Annotated in this window: 20 protein-coding genes; 5 read left to right on the forward strand and 15 right to left on the reverse strand. The window is 66.3% G+C overall.

Annotated features, from left to right (window positions below):
• The first annotated feature begins 42 nt into the window (after window positions 1–42).
• Entirely contained in the window at window positions 43–1,539 is a 1,497-nt protein-coding gene (locus ACX40Y_RS12505) for a replicative DNA helicase (protein ID WP_459119897.1), read from the forward strand.
• Between the two features lie 94 nt (window positions 1,540–1,633).
• Here ACX40Y_RS12505 and ACX40Y_RS12510 read toward each other — a convergent pair whose 3' ends face one another.
• Together ACX40Y_RS12510 and ACX40Y_RS12515 are read right to left on the reverse strand one after the other, a co-directional pair.
• Window positions 1,634–2,317 carry a hypothetical protein gene (locus ACX40Y_RS12510; protein WP_459119898.1) on the reverse strand — a complete coding sequence of 228 codons (684 nt, stop codon included), beginning with the start codon at window positions 2,315–2,317 and terminating at the stop codon, window positions 1,634–1,636.
• Between the two features lie 36 nt (window positions 2,318–2,353).
• The gene (locus ACX40Y_RS12515) at window positions 2,354–3,052 is read right to left on the reverse strand and encodes a VIT1/CCC1 transporter family protein (RefSeq protein ID WP_459119899.1); all 699 of its coding nucleotides are present in this window, start codon (window positions 3,050–3,052) and stop codon (window positions 2,354–2,356) included.
• Between the two features lie 273 nt (window positions 3,053–3,325).
• On the opposite strand from ACX40Y_RS12515, the gene ACX40Y_RS12520 reads away from it, so the two are divergent.
• A complete protein-coding gene (locus ACX40Y_RS12520; RefSeq protein WP_459119900.1) occupies window positions 3,326–3,958 on the forward strand; it encodes a PEPxxWA-CTERM sorting domain-containing protein in 633 nt (210 codons plus the stop codon).
• Between the two features lie 75 nt (window positions 3,959–4,033).
• On the opposite strand, the gene ACX40Y_RS12525 is transcribed toward ACX40Y_RS12520, so the two are convergent.
• From ACX40Y_RS12525 to ACX40Y_RS12575, 11 genes are all read right to left on the reverse strand, one after another.
• On the reverse strand, window positions 4,034–4,837 hold the full coding sequence (locus ACX40Y_RS12525) for a fructosamine kinase family protein (protein ID WP_459119901.1): 804 nt from the start codon (window positions 4,835–4,837) through the stop codon (window positions 4,034–4,036).
• Between the two features lie 51 nt (window positions 4,838–4,888).
• Complete coding sequence (locus tag ACX40Y_RS12530) at window positions 4,889–5,653, reverse strand: phosphoadenylyl-sulfate reductase (RefSeq protein WP_459119902.1); 765 nt, start codon at window positions 5,651–5,653, stop codon at window positions 4,889–4,891.
• Window positions 5,646–6,071: a DUF934 domain-containing protein gene (locus tag ACX40Y_RS12535; RefSeq protein ID WP_459119903.1), complete on the reverse strand. Its 426-nt coding sequence runs from the start codon at window positions 6,069–6,071 to the stop codon at window positions 5,646–5,648. The genes ACX40Y_RS12530 and ACX40Y_RS12535 overlap by 8 nt, the downstream gene beginning before the upstream one ends.
• A complete protein-coding gene (locus ACX40Y_RS12540) occupies window positions 6,064–7,698 on the reverse strand; it encodes a nitrite/sulfite reductase (protein ID WP_459119904.1) in 1,635 nt (544 codons plus the stop codon). Before ACX40Y_RS12540 ends, ACX40Y_RS12535 begins: the two co-directional genes overlap by 8 nt.
• A 196-nt stretch (window positions 7,699–7,894) precedes the next feature.
• The gene (locus ACX40Y_RS12545) at window positions 7,895–8,191 is read right to left on the reverse strand and encodes a DUF2849 domain-containing protein (RefSeq protein WP_459119905.1); all 297 of its coding nucleotides are present in this window, start codon (window positions 8,189–8,191) and stop codon (window positions 7,895–7,897) included.
• Window positions 8,188–8,985: a uroporphyrinogen-III C-methyltransferase gene (gene cobA / locus ACX40Y_RS12550; protein WP_459119906.1), complete on the reverse strand. Its 798-nt coding sequence runs from the start codon at window positions 8,983–8,985 to the stop codon at window positions 8,188–8,190. Before cobA ends, ACX40Y_RS12545 begins: the two co-directional genes overlap by 4 nt.
• Before the next feature lie 101 nt (window positions 8,986–9,086).
• A complete protein-coding gene (gene moaC / locus ACX40Y_RS12555; RefSeq protein WP_459119907.1) occupies window positions 9,087–9,560 on the reverse strand; it encodes a cyclic pyranopterin monophosphate synthase MoaC in 474 nt (157 codons plus the stop codon).
• Window positions 9,557–10,327: an indole-3-glycerol phosphate synthase TrpC gene (gene trpC / locus ACX40Y_RS12560; RefSeq protein WP_459119908.1), complete on the reverse strand. Its 771-nt coding sequence runs from the start codon at window positions 10,325–10,327 to the stop codon at window positions 9,557–9,559. The genes moaC and trpC overlap by 4 nt, the downstream gene beginning before the upstream one ends.
• Complete coding sequence (gene trpD / locus ACX40Y_RS12565) at window positions 10,324–11,319, reverse strand: anthranilate phosphoribosyltransferase (protein ID WP_459119909.1); 996 nt, start codon at window positions 11,317–11,319, stop codon at window positions 10,324–10,326. The genes trpC and trpD overlap by 4 nt, the downstream gene beginning before the upstream one ends.
• Before the next feature lie 79 nt (window positions 11,320–11,398).
• On the reverse strand, window positions 11,399–11,806 hold the full coding sequence (locus ACX40Y_RS12570; RefSeq protein WP_459119910.1) for a hypothetical protein: 408 nt from the start codon (window positions 11,804–11,806) through the stop codon (window positions 11,399–11,401).
• Between the two features lie 44 nt (window positions 11,807–11,850).
• A complete protein-coding gene (locus tag ACX40Y_RS12575; RefSeq protein WP_459119911.1) occupies window positions 11,851–12,435 on the reverse strand; it encodes an anthranilate synthase component II in 585 nt (194 codons plus the stop codon).
• Window positions 12,436–12,564: 129 nt separating this feature from the next.
• On the opposite strand from ACX40Y_RS12575, the gene ACX40Y_RS12580 reads away from it, so the two are divergent.
• Window positions 12,565–12,975 carry a hypothetical protein gene (locus ACX40Y_RS12580; RefSeq protein ID WP_459119912.1) on the forward strand — a complete coding sequence of 137 codons (411 nt, stop codon included), beginning with the start codon at window positions 12,565–12,567 and terminating at the stop codon, window positions 12,973–12,975.
• Window positions 12,976–13,021: 46 nt separating this feature from the next.
• Here ACX40Y_RS12580 and ACX40Y_RS12585 read toward each other — a convergent pair whose 3' ends face one another.
• Window positions 13,022–14,509, reverse strand: coding sequence for an anthranilate synthase component I family protein (locus ACX40Y_RS12585; protein WP_459119913.1), 1,488 nt, complete (start codon window positions 14,507–14,509; stop codon window positions 13,022–13,024).
• Window positions 14,506–16,446 (reverse strand): peptidylprolyl isomerase, encoded by a 1,941-nt coding sequence (locus ACX40Y_RS12590; protein WP_459119914.1) that lies wholly within the window; start codon window positions 16,444–16,446, stop codon window positions 14,506–14,508. The genes ACX40Y_RS12585 and ACX40Y_RS12590 overlap by 4 nt, the downstream gene beginning before the upstream one ends.
• A gap of 118 nt (window positions 16,447–16,564) precedes the next feature.
• Between ACX40Y_RS12590 and tpiA the strand changes: the two genes are divergently transcribed.
• Both tpiA and ACX40Y_RS12600 read left to right on the forward strand, forming a co-directional pair.
• The gene (gene tpiA, locus ACX40Y_RS12595; RefSeq protein WP_459119915.1) at window positions 16,565–17,323 is read left to right on the forward strand and encodes a triose-phosphate isomerase; all 759 of its coding nucleotides are present in this window, start codon (window positions 16,565–16,567) and stop codon (window positions 17,321–17,323) included.
• A gap of 34 nt (window positions 17,324–17,357) precedes the next feature.
• The gene (locus ACX40Y_RS12600; RefSeq protein ID WP_459119916.1) at window positions 17,358–19,328 is read left to right on the forward strand and encodes a putative bifunctional diguanylate cyclase/phosphodiesterase; all 1,971 of its coding nucleotides are present in this window, start codon (window positions 17,358–17,360) and stop codon (window positions 19,326–19,328) included.
• The last annotated feature ends 27 nt before the right edge of the window (window positions 19,329–19,355 follow it).

Consider the following 19,355-nt stretch of genomic DNA (forward strand, 5'->3'; position numbering starts at 1 on the left):
ATGCCGGTTGCCGTTGCCCCCGCATTGGCCGATGAGGGACGGATGGCACAGCCGATCCCTTTCCCCGCCCCGGAGCCCCAAGAGGGCCTCAGCCTCCCCCAGAACGTAGAGGCGGAAGCAGCCCTTCTCGGCGCGATGATGATCGACAACCGAGTCGCGGAAGACGTGCTCCAGAAGCTGCGACCCGAACATTTCTTCGAGCCGCTGCACGGCCGCATCTATGAGCAGATCGCCCACCTCGTCGGCGACAACCGCCTCGCCACCCCGGTGACGCTGCGCCCGCTGTTCGCCAACGATCCCGCGATGAAGGAGCTGGGCGGCCCGGCCTATCTCGCCCAGCTGACCGGCAACCCGGCCAGCCTGATCGGTGCGCGTGCCTTTGCCGACCAGATTTACGACCTCGCCCAGCTCCGTGCGCTGGTGGACGTAGGCCGCGGCATGGTGGAGGGCGCGCTCGACACCAGCCAGGACATCAACCCCGCCAAGCAGATCGAGCAGGCCGAACTCCGTCTCTACCAGGTCGCCGAGCAGGGCGATTCGGAAGCCGGCGTGAAGTCCTTCACCCGCGCCGCCACGCTCGCCGTGCGCCAGGCGGAAAAGGCGATGAACTCGGGCGGCGGCATCTCGGGCATCACCACGGGGCTGAGCGACCTCAACGCCTCGACCGGCGGTTTCAACCGATCGGACCTGCTGATCCTCGCCGGCCGCCCGGGCATGGGCAAGACCTCGCTCGCCACCAACATCGCGTTCAACGCTGCCAAGCGCTATATGGACGATCTCGACGCGGGCATCGCCGAGGAAAAGTCGATCGGCGCGCCGGTGGCGTTCTTCAGCCTCGAAATGTCGGCCGACCAGCTGGCGATGCGTATCCTGTCCGAGCAGGCCGAGGTCGTCTCGGAAAAGCTGCGTACCGGCCAGCTGAGCAATGCCGAGTTCCAGAAGTTCGCGCGCGCCGCGGGCGATCTGGAGCGGCTACCGCTCTATATCGACGACACGCCCGGCCTCACCATCGCCGCGCTGCGCACGCGCGCGCGGCGGCTCAAGCGCCAGCACAAGATCGGCATGGTGATCGTCGACTATCTCCAGCTGCTCACCGGCTCGGCCAAGGCCTCGGGCGACGGGCGCGTGCAGGAAATCTCGGAGATTTCACGCGGCCTCAAGACCCTGGCCAAGGAACTCCATGTGCCGGTGCTGGCGCTTTCGCAGCTGAGCCGCGCGGTGGAAAGCCGCGAGGACAAGCGCCCGCAGCTCTCCGACCTTCGCGAATCCGGCTCGATCGAGCAGGACGCCGATATCGTGCTGTTCGTGTACCGCGACGAATATTATCACGACTTCAAGGCCCCGACGAAGATCCCCGACGGCACCGAGACCGCCGAGGAGCGCATGGCCTATGAGGAATGGCAGGCGCGCCAGCTGGAAGTGGCGAACAAGGCGACGGTGATCATCGCCAAGCAGCGCCATGGTGCGACCGGCTCGGTGCATATGCGCTTCGACCGGCAGTTCACCAAGTTCAGCGATCTGGCGCCCGAGGGGTATTGAGGAGGACTGCTGCTGGGCCTGCTAAGCCCCTCGCCTTCCGGGGAGGGGCTTAATGGAGTTCGTTCAAGTATGAGCTTTCAAGTGCTGCTTGTAACTAGCGCTCGAACGGATCTTGACCTTCGTAGAATGCTTCTACCACTTTGATAAAATCAGGCATCATGCTGTATACTCTCTCGGAGTAGCCGAGGCACAGCCCGATTGACCCGGCCAATCTTCCTAGAATCATCTCATAGTGACGTTTCGCGGAGCGCCCGCCCCGTGCAAAAGACACTTTTGCTTCTTCTTTGTGAATGATTCCGTATGATCCGTAAGTGCCAAGCCAGTTCGGGTGTGAGTACTCACTTAGCGAAGCATAATGTTCGTCAAAAAATCCAGGGATTATCTTTTGAGTGTCTCTTAGTAAATTGTTGACGTGAATTGGGTCATTTAACTCGCTCCACTGCTTGGATCCTAGCAGGAGTTTGTCAATTTTGCTGATAAAATCTGGTGACAAGCCATGAGAAATAGATTTTTCAATTAAATTCTGTATTAGGATGATGCCGCCCAATGACTCCATTAGCGCTCGAGTTAAAATGGCGGACGTAACGAAATTTTGTTGATCAAGTGCCTGTATGGCTTGTTCGCCTAACTCTTCTGATCTCCATATGAGCCCTCCTAGGGACATCAGTATCTTGCCCGGTAATTTATAACGAGAGACATTCACTAGATCTGTTTCATGTGGCTTGATTCTTGCCAGTCTAGATAGCTCGCCGCTGGCCTCCTTCAGTCTGTCGTCCACGGTAAACTCCCATCTATTTGTTCAACAGACTTCCCCTCAAACACTCGTCCCGACAAGCCGCCCGATCCCCGCGGTCAGCGCCATCGCCAGCGCGCCCCAGAACACCACCCGCACCACCGGCTTGAGCGGCCTGGCCCCGCCGGTGATCGCGCCCAGCGCGCCGAGCAGGGCGAGGAACAGGATCGATCCCGCCGCTTCCCCCGCCGCCATCCAGCGCATCGGCAGCAGCGCGGCGAGCAGCAGCGGCAGCGCCGCGCCCGCGGTGAAGGTCGCCGCCGAGGTGAGCGCGGCGACGACCGGCCGCGCGGTCGTCATCTCGGTTATGTGCAACTCGTCACGGGCATGGGCCTCCAGCGCGTCGTGCGCCATCATCTGCTCGGCGACGGCCTTGGCGGTCGCGGGGTCGACGCCGCGGGCGGTGTAGATTGCGGCCAGCTCGCGCAGCTCGGCCTCGGGGACGGTCGCCAGCTCCACCCGCTCGCGGGCGAGGTCGGCGCGTTCGGTATCGGCCTGCGAGCTGACCGAAACATATTCGCCCGCCGCCATCGACATCGCGCCCGCCACCAGCCCCGCCACGCCTGCGACGAGCAGCGCCGGCCGATCGGCGCCCGAGGCGGCGACGCCCAGGATCAGGCTGGCGGTGGAGACGATGCCGTCATTCGCCCCCAGCACGGCGGCGCGCAGCCAGCCGATCCGGGATACGAGATGCTGTTCGCGGTGCGGTCTCAACGCCATCCTCCGGGCGGTTCGTGACGGCGCAAGCGTGAAGACAATTTCGGCCAGCAACAAGCCGTAACAACCCGGATCGAAGAAGTGTCGCAACCCTTGCGCGGCGCAGCTCAAGTCATCCCGAATATTAACCATGTTAACGCGGATCGTCGGAGATCGCCGCGAAATGACGCGTTGGCGCGGCCGCCCGTTGGAACCTCCGCACAGGCGCATGGTTAGCTTCGCGTTCGTGCATGGCTCGGCCGCATGAACTGGTACTGCATGTTCAGGAGGAATCTGATGAAGAAAGGCGCCCTGTGCGCGGCGGCTCTGTTTGCGGGCCTGTCGCTCTCTCCCGTTGCCGCTTCGGCTTCGACGATCATCGGCGGCGGGACTTCGGTTGAACTGACCGCCACATCCACATTCCAGTCGCTCGGCCTCGGGGTCGCGACCTATGGCACGGCCAGCGCGACCATGAACGGTTCGAACATCGTCGCCAATTTCCTCATCACCGGCGGATCCAAGAATGATTCGACCGGCGCGCTGCTCGTCCAGCACAATGGCTCGGGCCTCAACTTCAGCTCGGGCACCGACATGCTGAGCATCGGCAATTTCGAAATCGATACCGATGCCGGCACGGTGATGGGCATCGCCTCGGCAAACGGCACCGATCTCGGCATCGTGCCGCTGTTCACGCTGGGCGCAAACAGCACGCTGCTGCTGACGTGGGAAGCGGCGGGCGCCTTCACCAGCGTGTTCGGCGCCCCCGATCTGACCGGCGCCAACATCGGCACCGCGACGATCACCGCCGTCACGGCCGGCGCCGTGCCGGAGCCGGCGAGCTGGGGCCTGATGATCGGCGGTTTCGCGTTTGCCGGCGCGGCGCTCCGTCGTCGTTCGGCGCAGGCAACCCGCCTGGCCGCCGCAGCCTGATCCCCCCGGAAGCGGCCGGGCAACGACCCGGCCGCTTCATCCTCGACGATCCTCTCTTCCGGCCGCCCGCTTCGATCAGGCGATTTCGGCCAGCGTGCCTTCCACCGCGCCCAGATAGCTCGCGCCGAACAGGCGAAGATGCACCAGCAGCGGCCAGAGCCGATAGATGGGCTGCCGATCGCGCCAGCCCGGCGCCAGTTCGAGCGCGTCGAAAAAGGTGACCGGTGGGTGATCGAACAATGTCAGCATCGCCGCGTCCACCTCGCGGTCGCCATAATAGCTTGCCGGGTCGATCAGGCCGGTGACGCGTCCCTCGGCGGCAAGCACGTTGCCGCCCCACAGATCGCCGTGAAGCAGCGATGGCGGCGGGTTCGCGGGCAGCAGTTCGGGTAAGCGATCGGCGAGCGCCTCGATCCGGCGCGCAAGCCCGCCCGACAGGTGCGGCAGGTGGCAACGCAGCCGGTGATCGGCCCAAAAGGATGGCCAGTCATCGCTGTCGCCGTTCGGAATCGAAACCGCGCCAAAGGCGTAATCGGCATGCCAGCCATAGCGTCGGCCCCGCGCCGCGTGCAGCCGTGACAGCGCGGCGGTCAGGCTGTCCCAGGCGCCGCCCGGCCCGCCACCGCCCGGCAATTCGACCAGCAGCAACAGATCGTCGGTCACGGCCAGCACGTCGGGCGCGGGCGCGCCGCTGACGGCAATCGCCTCGAGCATTTCGGCTTCCAGCGAGACCATCGGCCCCTGTTTGGCGATGGCGCTGCCGCCATCGGCGAGCCGCAGGCGATGGACTGAGGAAAGATCGCCTCCCGCCAGTGGCGCCGCGCAGGTGGCGGTTTTGCCCAGCGCCGCCGAAGCGCGTGCGAGAAGGCTGGCATACATGTCGGCATGATGGGCGCCCGCTGGCCGATTGGGAAGGCGGTTTCGGCCCGATCAGAAGACCGGCTGGTTCGCCTCGTCGTCGCCGGTCGGGGTGTGGATGCCGCACTCGGTCTTGTCCCAGCCGCGCCAGCGGCCGGCGCGCGGGTCTTCGCCTGGCTTCACCACGCTGGTGCACGGCGCGCAGCCGATCGACAGATAGCCTTGTTCGACCAGCGGGTGCGGCGGCAGATCATGCGCGGCGAAATAGGCGTCGATATCCGCCTTGGTCCAATCGGCCAGCGGATTGATCTTCAGCCGGTCGCCATCGAGTTCGAAGCGGGGCAGGGCGGCGCGGGTGCTTGCCTGGAACGCCTTGCGGCCGGTGATCGTCGCGTCGAAGCCGGCCAGGCCTGCCGCCAGCGGCTGCACCTTGCGGATATCGCAGCAGCCATCGGGATCATAGGACCAGCGCAACTCGGTGGCGTCGCGCTTCGCCAGCAATTCGGGGTCGGGGCGAAGGTTGCGGAAATCGGCCAGGCCCAGCCGCTCGACCAGCAGGTCGCGATAGGCGAGCGTTTCGGGGAAGTGCTTGCCGGTATCGAGGAACAGCACCGGCACGCTCCGATCGACGCTGGCGACGAGATGCAGCAGCGCCGCCGATTCCGCCCCGAAAGACGAGACGATCGCCACCTCGCCGGCCAGCCCTTCCGCCAGAACGGCGCGCAGCATCTCGACCGTCGACACGCCCGCGAACCGCGCGTTCAGCCGGGCGGCGTCCGCCTCGGTAAACCGCGGGGCGGTGTCGATACGGTCGATCTGGCGAGCCGCATCAGCCATGCCGCAGTTTCCACACCGGCACGATCGCGTCCGCCGCCGCCTGGTAGCGGAAGTCATAGCGGTCGAGCGCGGCGTCCAGCGTCGTCTCGTCGATCGGCGCGTCGGGCGCGAAGCTGTCGAAGCCGCAGCGACGCATCAGCGGGATCTGGTCGACCAGCACGTCGCCCTGCGCGCGGAGTTCGCCCTGGTACCCCGCCTCGCGCAGGATGCGCGCCGTGGAATAGCCGCGGCCATCGCGAAAGCTGGGGAAGCTCACTTCGATCAGCGCGATGCGATCGAGGTGCGGGAGCAGCGCGCGAACATCTTCGCCGGACTCGATCCTCACGGCGGTGGCGTTCGACTGGCCGAGAAAGCTGTCGAGCGTGACCGCCGGCTCGTCATGCGCCTCGTCGTCGCGGTAGCGCAGGAACTCAACCATAGATGGCCTCCTTGAACGGTGCCATGCCGATGCGGCGATAGGTATCGACGAAGCGCTCGCCGGGCGTGCGTTCGCGGACATACACGTCGGTCGCGCGCTCGATCGCGTCGACCACGCCGTCCTCGCTGAAGCCGGGGCCTGTGATGTCGGCCAAGCTCACATCCTCCGCGCCCGATCCGCCGAGCAGCAGCTGGTAGTTCTCGGTGCCTTTCCGGTCGACGCCCAGGATGCCGATATGGCCGGCATGGTGATGGCCGCAGGCGTTGATGCAGCCCGAGATCTTGAGTTTCAACTCGCCCAGATCGCGCTGGCGGGCCGGATCGGCGAAGCGCTGGCTGATCTTCTGCGCAAGCGGGATCGAGCGGGCGTTGGCGAGGCTGCAATAATCGAGGCCCGGGCAGGCGATGATGTCGCTGATCAGGTCGAGATTCGCTTCGGCCAGACCCGCCTCGCGCAGCGCCGTCCACACCCTATAGAGATCGGCCTTGCGGACGTGCGGCAGCACGATGTTCTGCGCGTGGGTGACGCGCAGCTCGTCGAAGCTGTAGCGCTCGGCGAGATCGGCCATCAGGTCGATCTGGTCGGCCGAGGCGTCGCCGGGGATGCCGCCGGTCGGCTTGAGGCTGATCGTCACGACGGCGTAACCCGGCGCCTTGTGGGCATGGACATTCTGGTCGAGCCAGAGGGCGAAATCGGGATCGCTGCGGTCGACGGTGTCGGGGGCGCCAGCCTCGAACGCCGGCGGCGCGAAATAGGCGGCGATGCGGTCGAACTCGGCCTGGGGCGGGTCGATGCCCAGCGCCTTCACCGCCTGGAACTCCTCCTCCACCTGACGCGCATATTCCTCCGCGCCAATCGCGTGGATCAGGATCTTGATGCGCGCCTTGTAGATATTGTCGCGCCGGCCATAGCGATTGTAGACGCGCAAGCACGCCTCCAGATAGCTGACGAAATCGGCGAAGGGCACGAAGTCCTTGATCAGATGCGCGATCATCGGCGTGCGGCCCATGCCGCCGCCGGCGTAGATGCGCGCGCCGAGTTCGCCGGCGTCGTTTTTTACGATCTGAATACCGATGTCGTGCAGCCGCATTGCCGCTCGGTCCTCGTCGGCGGCGATCACCGCGATCTTGAACTTGCGCGGCAGGTAGCTGAATTCGGGGTGGAAGCTGCTCCACTGGCGGAGCAGCTCGGCCCAGGGGCGCGGATCGGCGATCTCGTCGGCGGCGGCGCCGGCGAACTGGTCCGAGCTGATATTGCGGATGCAATTGCCGCTGGTCTGGATCGCGTGCATTTCCACCGTCGCCAGCTCGGCGAGGATGTCGGGCGCGTCCTCCAGCTTGATCCAGTTGTACTGGAGGTTCTGGCGGGTGGTGAAATGGCCATAGCCGCGATCGTACTTGCGCGCAATGTGCGCCAGCATGTGCATCTGCCGGCTGTTCAGCGTGCCATAGGGCACCGCGACGCGCAGCATATAGGCGTGCAGCTGGAGATAGAGCCCGTTCATCAGCCGCAGCGGCTTGAACTGGTCCTCGGTCAGATGGCCGGCGAGGCGACGCTGCACCTGGTCGCGGAATTCCTCGACGCGCGCGGCGACGATGGAGGCATCATATTCGTCGTACTTGTACATGGGCGTTCTCAGTCGATGCGCGCGGGGTAAGGGAAGGACCAAGATTCTCCCCGGAACGGGGAGGGGGACCGCCGCCAAAGGCGGTGGTGGAGGGGGGTATCCACGAGAGACTCGCCCGCGCCGATCCCCCTCCACCATTCGCTGGCGCGAATGGTCCCCCTCCCCGTGCCGGGGAGGATCGATTGTGGCATCACCCTCATATCACCCAGCTTCCGGCCTGCGGGTCGGCGGGCTTGAGGGTCAGGTCCGGACGCACGGTGGGGCCGAGCGCGCGGATGCGGTCCTTGATGTGCGCGGGGCGGGGGCCTTCGGGCGTCGCCTCGGCATCGATGACATAAGGTACGTTCACGCGCCGCGCGGCTTCCTCGGTCGCCGCGAGCGTGTCGCCACGATCGCCGACATCGACGGCGTCGCTCAGGTGGCGGGACCAGCCTTCGCCGGTCCACCACACCACGTCGCCCGTGAACAGGTCGTTGCCGGTCAGCAATTTCATACCTGAATGTCTCCCAATGCCTCTGCCGCACGCGCCCAGCGTGCCAGCTTGTCCTCGGCGTCGGCCAGTTGAACCACTTCGCCCACGACGATGATCGCCGGGCTCTGCACCGCTTCGCGTTCGACCATCGGGCCGAGATCGGCGAGCAGCGTGCGCAACGCGCGGTGGCCGGCGAGCGTCGCGCGCTCCAGCACGGCGACCGGCATGTCCGGGGCAACGCCATCGGCGATCAGCTTGTCGGCGATCGCCGAAGCCGTCGCGACGCCCATATAGATCACCAATGTGCGGCCCTTGCCGGCGAGGCCCGACCAGTCCTGGTCGGTCAGCCCCTTGCACTGGCCGGCGACGAAGCTGACCGCGCTCGACCAGTCGCGATGGGTGAGCGGCAGCATCGCCTCGGCGGCGGCGCCCAGCGCGGCGGATACGCCGGGGATCACTTCCACCGGCAACCCCGCTTCTCGCACGGCTTCCACTTCCTCGCCGCCGCGCCCGAAGATGAACGGATCGCCGCCTTTGAGCCGCACCACGACCGCGCCGGTCTTCACATGCGCAACGATCAGCGCATTGATCGACTCCTGCGGCAGCGTGTGCTTCGAGCGCCGCTTGGCCACCGAGATGCGGTGCGCCTGGGGCGCGAGATCGAGCACGCGATCGTCGACCAGCCCGTCGTGGACCAGCACATCACACCCCTTCAGCGCCTCGACAGCGCGCACCGTCAACAGGCCGGGATCGCCGGGACCGGCACCGACAAGGATCACGCGACCGCGCGATTGGGGATCGAGAAGCGTTGCCATGCGACCGCAAATGGGCGCGCGCGTCCGTCGATGCAAAGGAGGAAGCGTTGGGAAAGGGGTAGGGAAACTTTGGGCGGCGTTCCTGCCCGTTGACCGTCGCCTCAGCCTTGGGCCCGCCAATCGCCGGATTTGCCGCCGGTCTTGGTCAGCAGCCGGATGTCGCCCAGCACCATACCCTTATCGAGCGCCTTGGCCATGTCGTAGAGCGTGAGCAGCGCGACCGATACGGCCGTGAGCGCCTCCATCTCGACCCCGGTCTTGCCCTCAGTCGCGGCAGTTGCCGTCGCGGTGATGCCGCCTTCGTCGAGATCGAGATCGATCGATACGCGGGTAAGCGGCAGGGGGTGGCAGAGCGGAATCAGCTCGGCAGTCCTCTTCGCGGCCATGATGCCGGCGATGCGGGCGGTGGCGAGGACATCGCCCTTTTTCACGCTGCCGTCGCGGATTGCCGCCGCAGCATCGGCTGACATGAAGATGCGGCCCTGTGCCACCGCCTCGCGGGCGGTGACGGCTTTACCGCCCACATCCACCATGTGCGCGGCGCCGGTTTCGTCGAGATGGGTGAGCCCGCTCACCCGACCAACGCCCGCGTCGCCGCCTCGACATCGGGCTGACGCATCAGCGACTCGCCGATCAGGAAGCAGCGAATGTCATGTTCGGCCATCGCGTCCAGATCTGTGCGGCTGTTGAGGCCGGATTCGGCAACGAAGGTGCAATCCCTTGGTGCATGCGCGACGAGATCGTAGGTCTTCTGCACATCGACTTCGAACGTCTTGAGATTGCGGTTGTTGACGCCGATCAGCCGTGAGCGAAGCTTCAGCGCGCGTTCCAGCTCGTCCGCATCGTGCACCTCGACCAGCGCATCCATGCCCAGCTCGAACGCGGCGGCTTCGATCTCCGCCATCTGGCCGTCATCGAGCGCGGCAACGATAATCAGAATCGCGTCGGCGCCCATTGCGCGCGATTCCCCGACCTGCCACGGGTCAATCAGGAAATCCTTGCGGATCACCGGCAGGTCGCAGGCAGCACGGGCGGCGACCAGATAGTCCTCGTCGCCCTGAAAATAGTCGCGGTCGGTCAGCACCGACAGGCACGCAGCGCCGCCGGCGGCATAGGCGCGGGCATGGGCAGGCGGATCGAAATCGGCGCGGATCAGCCCCTTTGACGGGCTCGCCTTCTTGATCTCAGCGATCAGGCCGTAGGCGCCGGCTGCGGCGCGGGCGTCGAGCGCTGCCTTGAAGCCGCGCGGCGCGCTGGGCGTCGGCCAGGTGCGCGGCGCGGCGCGGCGTGCGGCGACTTCGTGGCGCTTCGTTTCCAGGATGGTGTCGAGGATGGTGCTCATGCAAAGGCGATCCAGCAGTCGAGCAGCGCGTTGGCAAGCCCGTTGTCGAGCATTTCGGCGGCCTCCTCCACGCCCTCGCGCAGATCGCCGGCTCGCCCGGCGACCATCAGCGCTGCGGCGGCGTTGAGCAGCACGGCGTCGCGATACGCGCCTTTCTCCCCCTGCAGCAGCCGGCGCAGCGCCAGCGCGTTATACTCGGGATCGCCGCCGCGAATGGCGGCAAGCGGGTGGCGGGGCAGTCCCGCATCCTCGGGCACGATCCGGGTGGGAAGCGAGGCGCGGCCGACATTCACCACCACGCTCGCCGCTTCGGTGGAAAGCTCGTCCAGCGCATCCTCGCCGGAGACGACCGCAGCCGCCTCGACGCCGAGCTGCGCCAGCGCCTCGGCATAGACCGGCGCGTAATCGGGCCGGGCGATGCCGATCAGCTGGTGTCGAACATGCGCCGGATTGGCGAGCGGCCCCATCAGGTTGAAGATCGTACGCCGTCCGATCCGCCGCCGGATCGGCGCGATGCGGGCGAGCGAGGGGTGGTGGTGCTGCGCGAAGAGAAAGGCGATGCCGATCTCGTTCAGGCTCTGCTCGGCCCGCGCCGCAGCGCGATCGAGATTGAGGCCAAGCGCCTCCAGCGTATCAGCCGCACCCGCCTTTGACGATGCGGCGCGGTTGCCATGTTTGGCCACCGGCACGCCCGCGGCCGCAACGACCAGGCTGACCGCCGTCGAGACGTTGAGCGTATGGTGGCCGTCGCCGCCGGTGCCGCACACGTCGATCGCGCCTTGGGGCGCCGTCACCGGGATTAATCGACTTCGCAGTGCACGCGCGGCTTCGGCGATTTCGACGCTGGTTTCGCCGCGAATCGACAGCGCGATCAGGAACGCCTCGATCTCGGGCTCCGGCGCCGTGCCGTCGAGAATGTCCGCAAAGGCCTGCGCGGCGGTTTCGCGGGCGAGCGGGGACGACGGATCGGGCAGGAGGCTCAGGCGGGTCACCGGCCCTCTATTCCGTCGTGCGACGCCACTGTCGAGATAATCCTTCGCGAAGTCCGCGCGGAACCCCGGTCAGAACGGCTCAGCTCGCCTTCTTCTCGCGCGTGTAGGGAACGAACTTGCCGAGCAAGACGAAACCGCGCGGGAAATAGCCGAAACGGTCGACCAGGTGGACCGCATCGATGCTGCACAGCTGCGACCCGAAGGTGTTGGTCACCAGGATCGAGTCGTCGTCCAGCCGGTCGGCGCCCGCGCGCGGCTCGTTCACATAGAGCGTGGCGCCGCTGCGATAGACGATCGCCTTGCCGTCGACGACGGTGCTGGAGGTCGCCATGCCGAGATTGATGCAGTCCACGGGCTTTCCGGCCACGCGGCCTTCGATCATCTTAGCGAGCTGGGCATCGGGGGTATCGCCATCGCGTTTCGCGCTGGCAACGGGCGCCGCGAGAAGTGCGGCGCCGGCGAGCAGGGTTGCGAAAATCTGTTTCATGGCCCCTTCATATCACGACTGCGATGAACCGGGGCTGAAAAACGTCAGGCGGCCGCGCGAACGCCGATCCCTGCCAGCGCCAGGAAATTCGCCAGCATGGCATGGCCATGTTCGGTGGCAATGCTCTCCGGGTGGAACTGCACGCTGTGGATCGGCAGCGATGCGTGGCGAAAGCCCATCACCGAACCATCCTCGGCGGTCGCATTGACGATCAGCGTTTCGGGAATGTCGGTGACGATCAGTGAATGATAGCGCGTTGCCGTGAAAGGCGAGGGCAGGCCGCTGAACAGCCCGGTGCCGTCATGCGCGACGGGGGAGGTCTTGCCGTGCATCAGCCCGCCGCGAACCACCCTGCCGCCGAAATGCTGGCCGATCGCCTGATGGCCGAGGCAGACGCCCAGCAGCGGCCGCTCCAGTTCGGCGCAGGCGGCGACGAGATCGAGGCTGATTCCGGCTTCGTTGGGCGTGCAGGGGCCGGGCGAGATCAGAAATCCCTGCGCATTGCTCGCGATCGCCTCCTGTGCCGTCAGCGCATCGTTGCGGACGACCTGAACCTCGACACCCAGGTCCATCAGGTAATGGACCAGATTCCAGGTGAAGCTGTCATAATTGTCGAGGACGAGGATCATGGCGCTGCCATTAGGCGCTTTGCGGATGCTTCACAATGCGGCTCGGTGCCATCGTGCCTTGGCGCCGCCACAGTGCGCGGGCAACGCGTGCGGCGCAGGGATGTTGTACCCTCCGAAGGAGTATCGTGAATGATCGCCCCAATGTTGATCGCAACCGCCCTGCTGGCCACACCCGCGATGGCGCCGCCGCAGGACCAGGATGCAGCTCAGGGCCCGCCCCAGCGCGTGCGCAGCATCCTGCTCTATGGCGATGAAACCTGCCCGAAGCCGACCTCGCCGGACGAAATCGTGGTCTGCGCCAATGCCGGCGACTCGCCCTATCGCATTCCCAAGCGGTTTCGCGATCAGCCGAAGGAGGATGCGCCTTCGACCAGCTGGACGCGGCGGATGGAAGTGGTCGAGCAGGTCAACCGCGCGGGCCTCCCCAACAGCTGTTCGCCGGTTGGCGCGGGCGGCCAGACCGGCTGTACCCGCCAGATGATCCAGCAATGGTATCAGGAGAAGCTCGACAAGGAAGCCAAGAACGCCGACGTGCCCTGAGCACCGAGCAGGGCGTCAGGCCCGTGCGGCGGCGGCTGGATTTCGGTTACTGGCCGAAACCCGCCTCACCGGCCCGGGCGACCGCCTCGCGCGCAGCGGCGAACAGCGCCCCCGCCTTGGCCTCGCATTCGCGCTGTTCATAGGCGGGGTCCGAATCGGCGACGATGCCGGCACCCGCCTGAACATGCATGACCCCGTCCTTTATCAGGGCGGTGCGCAGGACGATGCACGAATCCATCGAACCGTCCGGGGAGAAGTAACCGACGCCCCCGGCATAGGGACCGCGCGTTTCCGCTTCCAGTTCGGCGATGATTTCGCACGCGCGCACCTTGGGAGCGCCGCTGACCGTCCCGGCCGGGAAACCCGCGAACAGCGCGTCGATCGCATCGGCATCGTCGCGCAGCCGCCCGACCACGTTCGACACGATGTGCATGACGTGGCTGTAGAATTCGACCGTGTAGCTGTCCGTCACCCGAACGCTGCCCGCCGCCGCGGCGCGGCCGACATCGTTGCGTCCGAGATCGAGCAGCATCAGATGCTCGGCCCGCTCCTTCGGGTCGGCGAGCAGCGCCTCGCGATTGGCGGCATCCTCCGCCGCCGTGCGGCCGCGCGGTCGCGTCCCGGCGATCGGCCGGATCGTGATTTCGCCGTCGCGCGCGCGGACCAGGATTTCCGGGCTCGATCCGGTGAGGCTGAAGCCCGGCAGGTCGAGATGGTAGAGAAAGGGGGAGGGGTTGATCCGCCGCAGCGCGCGATACAGCTCGAACGGCGGCAGCGTAAACGGCGTGGTGAAGCGCTGGGCCAGCACCACCTGAAAGATGTCGCCCGCCGCGATATAGTCCTTCGCCGCGGCGACCATGTCGGCATAGCGGCCCGCCGGCAGCACCGGTTCCGCCTCGATCGGTTGCGGCGCGGCGCGGACCGGGGCCGGCAGCGGCGCGCTCGCCAGCCGCGCCGCAACGGCTTCGATCCGGTCCGTCGCGATATCGACATCGCCGCCCGGCCAGACCGGCGCGACGATATAGAGCGCGTCGGCGAGGCGATCGAACACGAGCAGCACGGTGGGGCGCACGAAAATCATGTCGGGCACGCCGACCGGGCTTCGCAGCGGCCGCGGCAGTTTCTCCACCAGGCCAACCGTCTCATAGCTGAAATAGCCGACGAGACAGGCGAGCGCGCGCGGCAGTTCCGCGGGCACTGCCATCCGGCAATCGGCGACCAGCGCGCGCAGCGCGTCGAGCGGCGGCGCGTCACAGGCCCCGAAGGCATCGGGGTCGGTCAGCCATTGGCGGTTGATCGATGCCTCGGCGCCGGTTGACCGGAACACGAGATCGGGCGCCAGCCCAATCAGGCTGTGGCGCCCGCGCACCGATCCGCCCTCGACCGATTCGAGCAGAAAATCGCCTCGGCCCGGCTCGATCAGCTTGAGTGCTGCGGCGACCGGCGTTTCAGTGTCGGCGATCTGCCGCTGCCAGAGCAGCGCCGGCTGCCCGGCCGCCAGCGCGGCGCGGGCTGCGTCGACTCCCTCGATCACTGGCCGCCGGCACCCTGGCGTTCAAGCTCGGCGCGGAGGCGGGCAAGCGCCGATTCGTTGCGCGTCACCTTCAGCTGCTTGCGGATCGCCATGCTGAACTGGCCCTGATACTCGTTCCCGGCCAGTTGGGTGAGCGCACCCTTTACCGGCTGGAGGATCGCCTGATCGCCTGCTGCACTCTGCGGCTGGATGCTGTCGACATAGACGACGTAATAGCCGGCGCGGCCCGGCGCCTCGACCAGGCGCGCGGTCTTGGCCGGCATGTCGAACGCCATCTGGATGAAGTTTTCCTTACCCTGGATGTCACGACGGCGGAAGTCGAATGGCTTGGGCGGGGCGCCGCGGTTGACGCCCGCCTCGGCCATCGCCTGGGCCATCGACATGCCCTTCTGGAGCTTCGGCAGCATATCACTTGCCGCCTTGCGCGCCTTGGCGAGCGCCTGGTCGAGCAGATAGTCCGCCTTCACCTTCTCGGTGATCTGCGCGAGCGGGCGAGGGGCTGCGGGGACGATGCGTTCGAGCCCGATCAGCGCAAAACCGCCATCCTGGCCAATCGCGACAATCTGCGGCTCGTCGCCCGGCTGATCGAAGCCGAAACCGGCCTTCATCAGCGCGACCATCGTGTCGTCGGCCTTCTCGCCGGGCTTGTCCGGGTCGCTGCCGTCGGCGGCCAACGCTGGCGAGCGCGTCGCGGTCAGCCCCGCGTCGCGGACCGCTTCTTCAAAGGTGTTGCCGTCGCCAATGCCGTCGTCGATCTTCTGGCGCAGGTCGGTGAGGGCGGTGGCGAGCTTGCGCTTCGCGACCTCGTCGGTGAGCTCGCCACGAACCTGATCGAGCGAGCGTGCCGCGATCTTGTCGACGGCAGTGACGCGGTAGACATACCAGGTGCCGGCAAGCTGCACGGGGCCGGTCAGCGTGTTCGCCGGTGCCGTGAAGGCTGCATCGGCGAAGGCATCCGACACCTGCTTGCCAAGCGCCGCCTTGTCGGCCGCATCGACCTTGCGCATTTCGAGGCCGGCGCCCTTGGCGGCATCAGCGAGCGAGCCGGAAGCTGCCGCCTTCGCGACCTTTTCGGCGGTCGCACGGTCCAGCGCTGCCACGAGTTCAACCGCGCGCTTCTCGCTGGCCGCGAAGCGGGCCGCGCCCTTCTTGTACGCCTCGGCAATCTCGGCGTCGGTCGGCGTCGCCTTTGCGCGCAGTGACTCCGGTGCGACCAGCGCATAGCGGACGACGCGGCGTTCCGGCACAAGATACCGGCTGCGATTGCGCGCATAATAGTCGGCGAGCGTCTTTGCGTCCGGATCGGCGCCGGGGTCCATGGCGAGCGACTGGACAAAGCCGATCGTCCCGGTGCGGCGCTCGAGCATCATCGAGGCATAGGGCAGGACGACGCCGTCCGGCGCCGGGATCGTCATCGTCGCCGGCATCATCAGCCAGGTCGCGTAACGATCGCTGGCGATCGCATCGCGGAACTGCGCCGGCGCGATCCGGTTCTGCGCGAGCAGCGCTTCATAGGTCTGCTGGCTGAACTTCCCGTCCATGCCCGCAAACTGCGCATTGCTGGCGATCTCGGTATCCACCAGTCGCTTGCCGACGATCATGCCGTGATCATTGGCGAAGGATTCCAGCGCCGCCGTGTTGATCGCATCGTTCAGCGCCGCTTCGAGGCCGCCCTGCGCCAGCACCTGCGCCATCGTGACGCTCTGCCCCTGGGCCTGCGCATTGCGCATCAGCCGTTGGATGCGGTCGCGCACATCGGCATCGGTGATCGCCTTGCCATCCACGGTCGCCAGCGTCGTGCTGTTGCCGCCGAGCGTGCCGTTGCGCATTCCGGTGATATCGCCCGCGGCAAAGGCGAGCGCGATGATGCCCAAAAAGATAAAGACCGCGACGAGACCGTAGCGCGACTTTGTGAAGTTCCGGAAGGCTTTGAGCATGGATGGCCGTTCGTTCGAGTAAATTCGCGCCACGCTTTAGGGCGGTGGCCCTGCACCTTCAAGCTTGTGCGACGGCCGCGGATGAGTAACGGCCGATACGAACAAGCGAGGAGCGGATATGCGCCGGAAACTGGTGGCGGGAAACTGGAAGATGCATGGGTTGCGCGCCCAGCTGGACGAGATCGCGGCGATTGCGCGCGCCGCCGAGGCGCACCCGGCGGTGGACACGACCTTGTGCGTGCCCTTCACGCTGATCGCGGCCGCGGCGGCAATCGCATCCGATGCGCTGCCGATCGGCGCGCAGGACGTGCATGAGTCCGATTCGGGTCCCAATACCGGCTGCATCTCCGCGCCGATGCTGGTCGAGGCGGGGGCATCGATCGTCATCGTCGGCCATTCGGAGCGCCGGGCCGACCAGCATGAAACGAGCCATGACGCCTGGGCCAAGGCGGCGGCGGCGCGCCGCCACGGGCTCAAGGTGATCCTGTGCTGTGGCGAAACCGAGGCCGAGCATGATGCGGGTCGCGCCGAACGGATCGTGCAGTCGCAGATCGAAAAGTCGCTGCCGGACGGCGCCTCCCCCGACTGGCTGACGATCGCCTATGAACCGCGCTGGGCGATCGGTACCGGCAAGACACCGACGCTCGACGAGATCGGTTCGATGCATGCGATCATCCGCGCCAAACTGCGCGGGACGATCGGCGATGCGGCTGCGGACATGCGGATTCTGTACGGTGGCTCAGTCACCGGCGCCAATGCGGAAACGATCCTGTCCGTCGACGATGTCGACGGTGCGCTGGTGGGCGGTGCCAGCCTGACCGCGGCAAAATTCATTCCGATTATCGAGGCGGCCGCCGCAATCTCGTCGCGGCGTTAACCCGGTTTCATCGGAATAGTGCCTAAAATGGCATATGTTCCGTCGTTTGCGTCTGGTGCCCTCCGGCAAGACCAAGCTGGAGCGAGCGATCCTGGTCGAACAGCATCGCTCGCTCGGCGACCTCGTGCCGTTGATGTATGTTCTGGTCTTCATCGACGCGGTTTTCCTGAGCATCGCTTCCTATGATTCGGCGCCGCGCAAACTGACGATCGTCGCGCCGCTCCTGCTCGGGCTGGCGGCGGGCGGGCGTTCGCTGGTCTGGCTGATCCGGCGTCGCCGTCCGCAGCCGGACCTGCGTGCGATCCGACGCTATCTTACCGGAACGATCGTTGCCGCTGCCGTGCTGAGCCTTGCCTTTGGCGGCTGGGCGCTGATGCTGTTCGACGATGCCGACCTTACGCGCCGGACGTGCATCGCGCTGTACATCTTCATCGGCGCGATGACCTGTTGCTATTGCCTGCAAACCTTCCCGGTCGCGACGCATCTGGTGCTCACCTGCGGCGCATTGCCGGTGACGATTCGCCTGCTGACCTCGGACAACTGGTTCCTGGTGGGCATCGGAGTCGACATCATGGTGGTGTCGGTCGTGGTGCTTCGCATGTTCCGTGCGAACTATGCCGGTTTCGTCGAGGTGCTCGCATCGCGTGCCAAGATGGTGACCGAGCAGCGTCTGGCTCGCCTTGCCGAGGGGCGGGCGCATCAGTTGGCCTATCATGACCCGCTTACTGGCCTTCCAAACCGCCGCGCGCTTGCCGAGCATCTCGACGCGACGACGCGATCGATCGGGCCTGACGAAGCATTCGGGCTGATGCTGGTCGATCTGGATAGGTTCAAGTCGGTCAACGACGTCTATGGCCACCCCGCCGGGGATCAGTTGCTGCGCGCCGTCGCCGATCGACTGAAGACGGTGGTGGGCGAGAGCGGTCGCAGCTACCGGCTGGGCGGCGATGAATTCGCGATCGTGGTGCATCACCATCGCCGCGACCTCGATCGCGTGCGGGGCATCGCCCACGCCGTCGTCCGCGACGTCGCCCGCCCCTTCCTCGCCGACGATTATGTCCATCATATCGGCGCAAGCGTTGGAATCGCGCTGTTCCCGATCGATGGCGACGACGCCCAGACGCTGATGCGCCGCGCCGATGTGGCGCTGTACAAGGCCAAGGAGGCGGGCCGGGGCTGCTATTGCGCATTCGCCGAGCAGATGGATTCCGAGATACGTCGCCGCTCCCAGATCGAGGCGGAGATGCGCGTCTCGCTCGGCGCGCGGCATTTCTACCCCAGCTATCAGCCGATCGTCGAACTTGCGTCGGGGCGTCCGATCGGCTTCGAGCTGCTCGCCCGGTGGAAGCGGCCCGACGGTGACGAGATCGGCCCGAGCCAGTTCATCCCGATCGCGGAGGAATGCGGCCTGATCAACGCGCTGATGCTCGACCTGCTCGAGCGTGCCTGTATCGAGGCGCGTGATTGGGAGGGTGCCGGCAACATCGCGATCAACGTATCGCCCGTCCAGCTGCAGGACGGCTGGCTGAGCCAGAAGATGCTGTCGGTTCTCGCCCGGACAGGTTTCCCGCCGCAGCGGCTGACGGTGGAGATCACCGAAAATGCGCTGATAGTCGACGCGGCGGCGGCCCGACAGGCGATCGAATCGCTGAAAAACCAGGGTATCCGGCTGGCGCTTGACGATTTCGGCACCGGCTATTCGTCGATCCAGCATCTACGCATGCTGCCGTTCGACAAGATCAAGATCGACCGATCCTTCGTCGAGACGCTCAACGAGGATCCCGAAGTGCTCCGCATCGTCCGCGGTATCATCGGGCTGGCGGCGACGCTGGACCTGCCGGTCGTCGCCGAAGGCATCGAGACGCAGGCTGTGGCTGATCTGCTGCGCACGATGGGCTGTGCGCAGGGGCAGGGCTATCTGTTCGGCCACCCCATGTCGAAAGCTGAGGTCGAACGCTGGATTGCGGCCGAGCCGTCGCGCGAGGCGCGCCCGGCCGCATCCTGACCGGGCGGCGGTTCGCCCGGCCGGCGA

It is taken from the genome of Sphingomonas sp. RS6 (assembly GCF_054489705.1).

What these genes read in the sequence shown, in the direction of transcription:
- ACX40Y_RS12505 (WP_459119897.1), top strand. Translation starts at nt 43, where the DNA reads ATGGCACAGCCGATCCCTTTCCCCGCCCCGGAGCCCCAAGAGGGCCTC.
- ACX40Y_RS12515 (WP_459119899.1), bottom strand. Translation starts at nt 3,052, where the DNA reads ATGGCGTTGAGACCGCACCGCGAACAGCATCTCGTATCCCGGATCGGC.
- ACX40Y_RS12520 (WP_459119900.1), top strand. Translation starts at nt 3,326, where the DNA reads ATGAAGAAAGGCGCCCTGTGCGCGGCGGCTCTGTTTGCGGGCCTGTCG.
- ACX40Y_RS12525 (WP_459119901.1), bottom strand. Translation starts at nt 4,837, where the DNA reads ATGTATGCCAGCCTTCTCGCACGCGCTTCGGCGGCGCTGGGCAAAACC.
- ACX40Y_RS12530 (WP_459119902.1), bottom strand. Translation starts at nt 5,653, where the DNA reads ATGGCTGATGCGGCTCGCCAGATCGACCGTATCGACACCGCCCCGCGG.
- ACX40Y_RS12535 (WP_459119903.1), bottom strand. Translation starts at nt 6,071, where the DNA reads ATGGTTGAGTTCCTGCGCTACCGCGACGACGAGGCGCATGACGAGCCG.
- ACX40Y_RS12540 (WP_459119904.1), bottom strand. Translation starts at nt 7,698, where the DNA reads ATGTACAAGTACGACGAATATGATGCCTCCATCGTCGCCGCGCGCGTC.
- ACX40Y_RS12545 (WP_459119905.1), bottom strand. Translation starts at nt 8,191, where the DNA reads ATGAAATTGCTGACCGGCAACGACCTGTTCACGGGCGACGTGGTGTGG.
- cobA (WP_459119906.1), bottom strand. Translation starts at nt 8,985, where the DNA reads ATGGCAACGCTTCTCGATCCCCAATCGCGCGGTCGCGTGATCCTTGTC.
- trpC (WP_459119908.1), bottom strand. Translation starts at nt 10,327, where the DNA reads ATGAGCACCATCCTCGACACCATCCTGGAAACGAAGCGCCACGAAGTC.
- ACX40Y_RS12570 (WP_459119910.1), bottom strand. Translation starts at nt 11,806, where the DNA reads ATGAAACAGATTTTCGCAACCCTGCTCGCCGGCGCCGCACTTCTCGCG.
- ACX40Y_RS12575 (WP_459119911.1), bottom strand. Translation starts at nt 12,435, where the DNA reads ATGATCCTCGTCCTCGACAATTATGACAGCTTCACCTGGAATCTGGTC.
- ACX40Y_RS12580 (WP_459119912.1), top strand. Translation starts at nt 12,565, where the DNA reads ATGATCGCCCCAATGTTGATCGCAACCGCCCTGCTGGCCACACCCGCG.
- ACX40Y_RS12590 (WP_459119914.1), bottom strand. Translation starts at nt 16,446, where the DNA reads ATGCTCAAAGCCTTCCGGAACTTCACAAAGTCGCGCTACGGTCTCGTC.
- tpiA (WP_459119915.1), top strand. Translation starts at nt 16,565, where the DNA reads ATGCGCCGGAAACTGGTGGCGGGAAACTGGAAGATGCATGGGTTGCGC.
- ACX40Y_RS12600 (WP_459119916.1), top strand. Translation starts at nt 17,358, where the DNA reads ATGTTCCGTCGTTTGCGTCTGGTGCCCTCCGGCAAGACCAAGCTGGAG.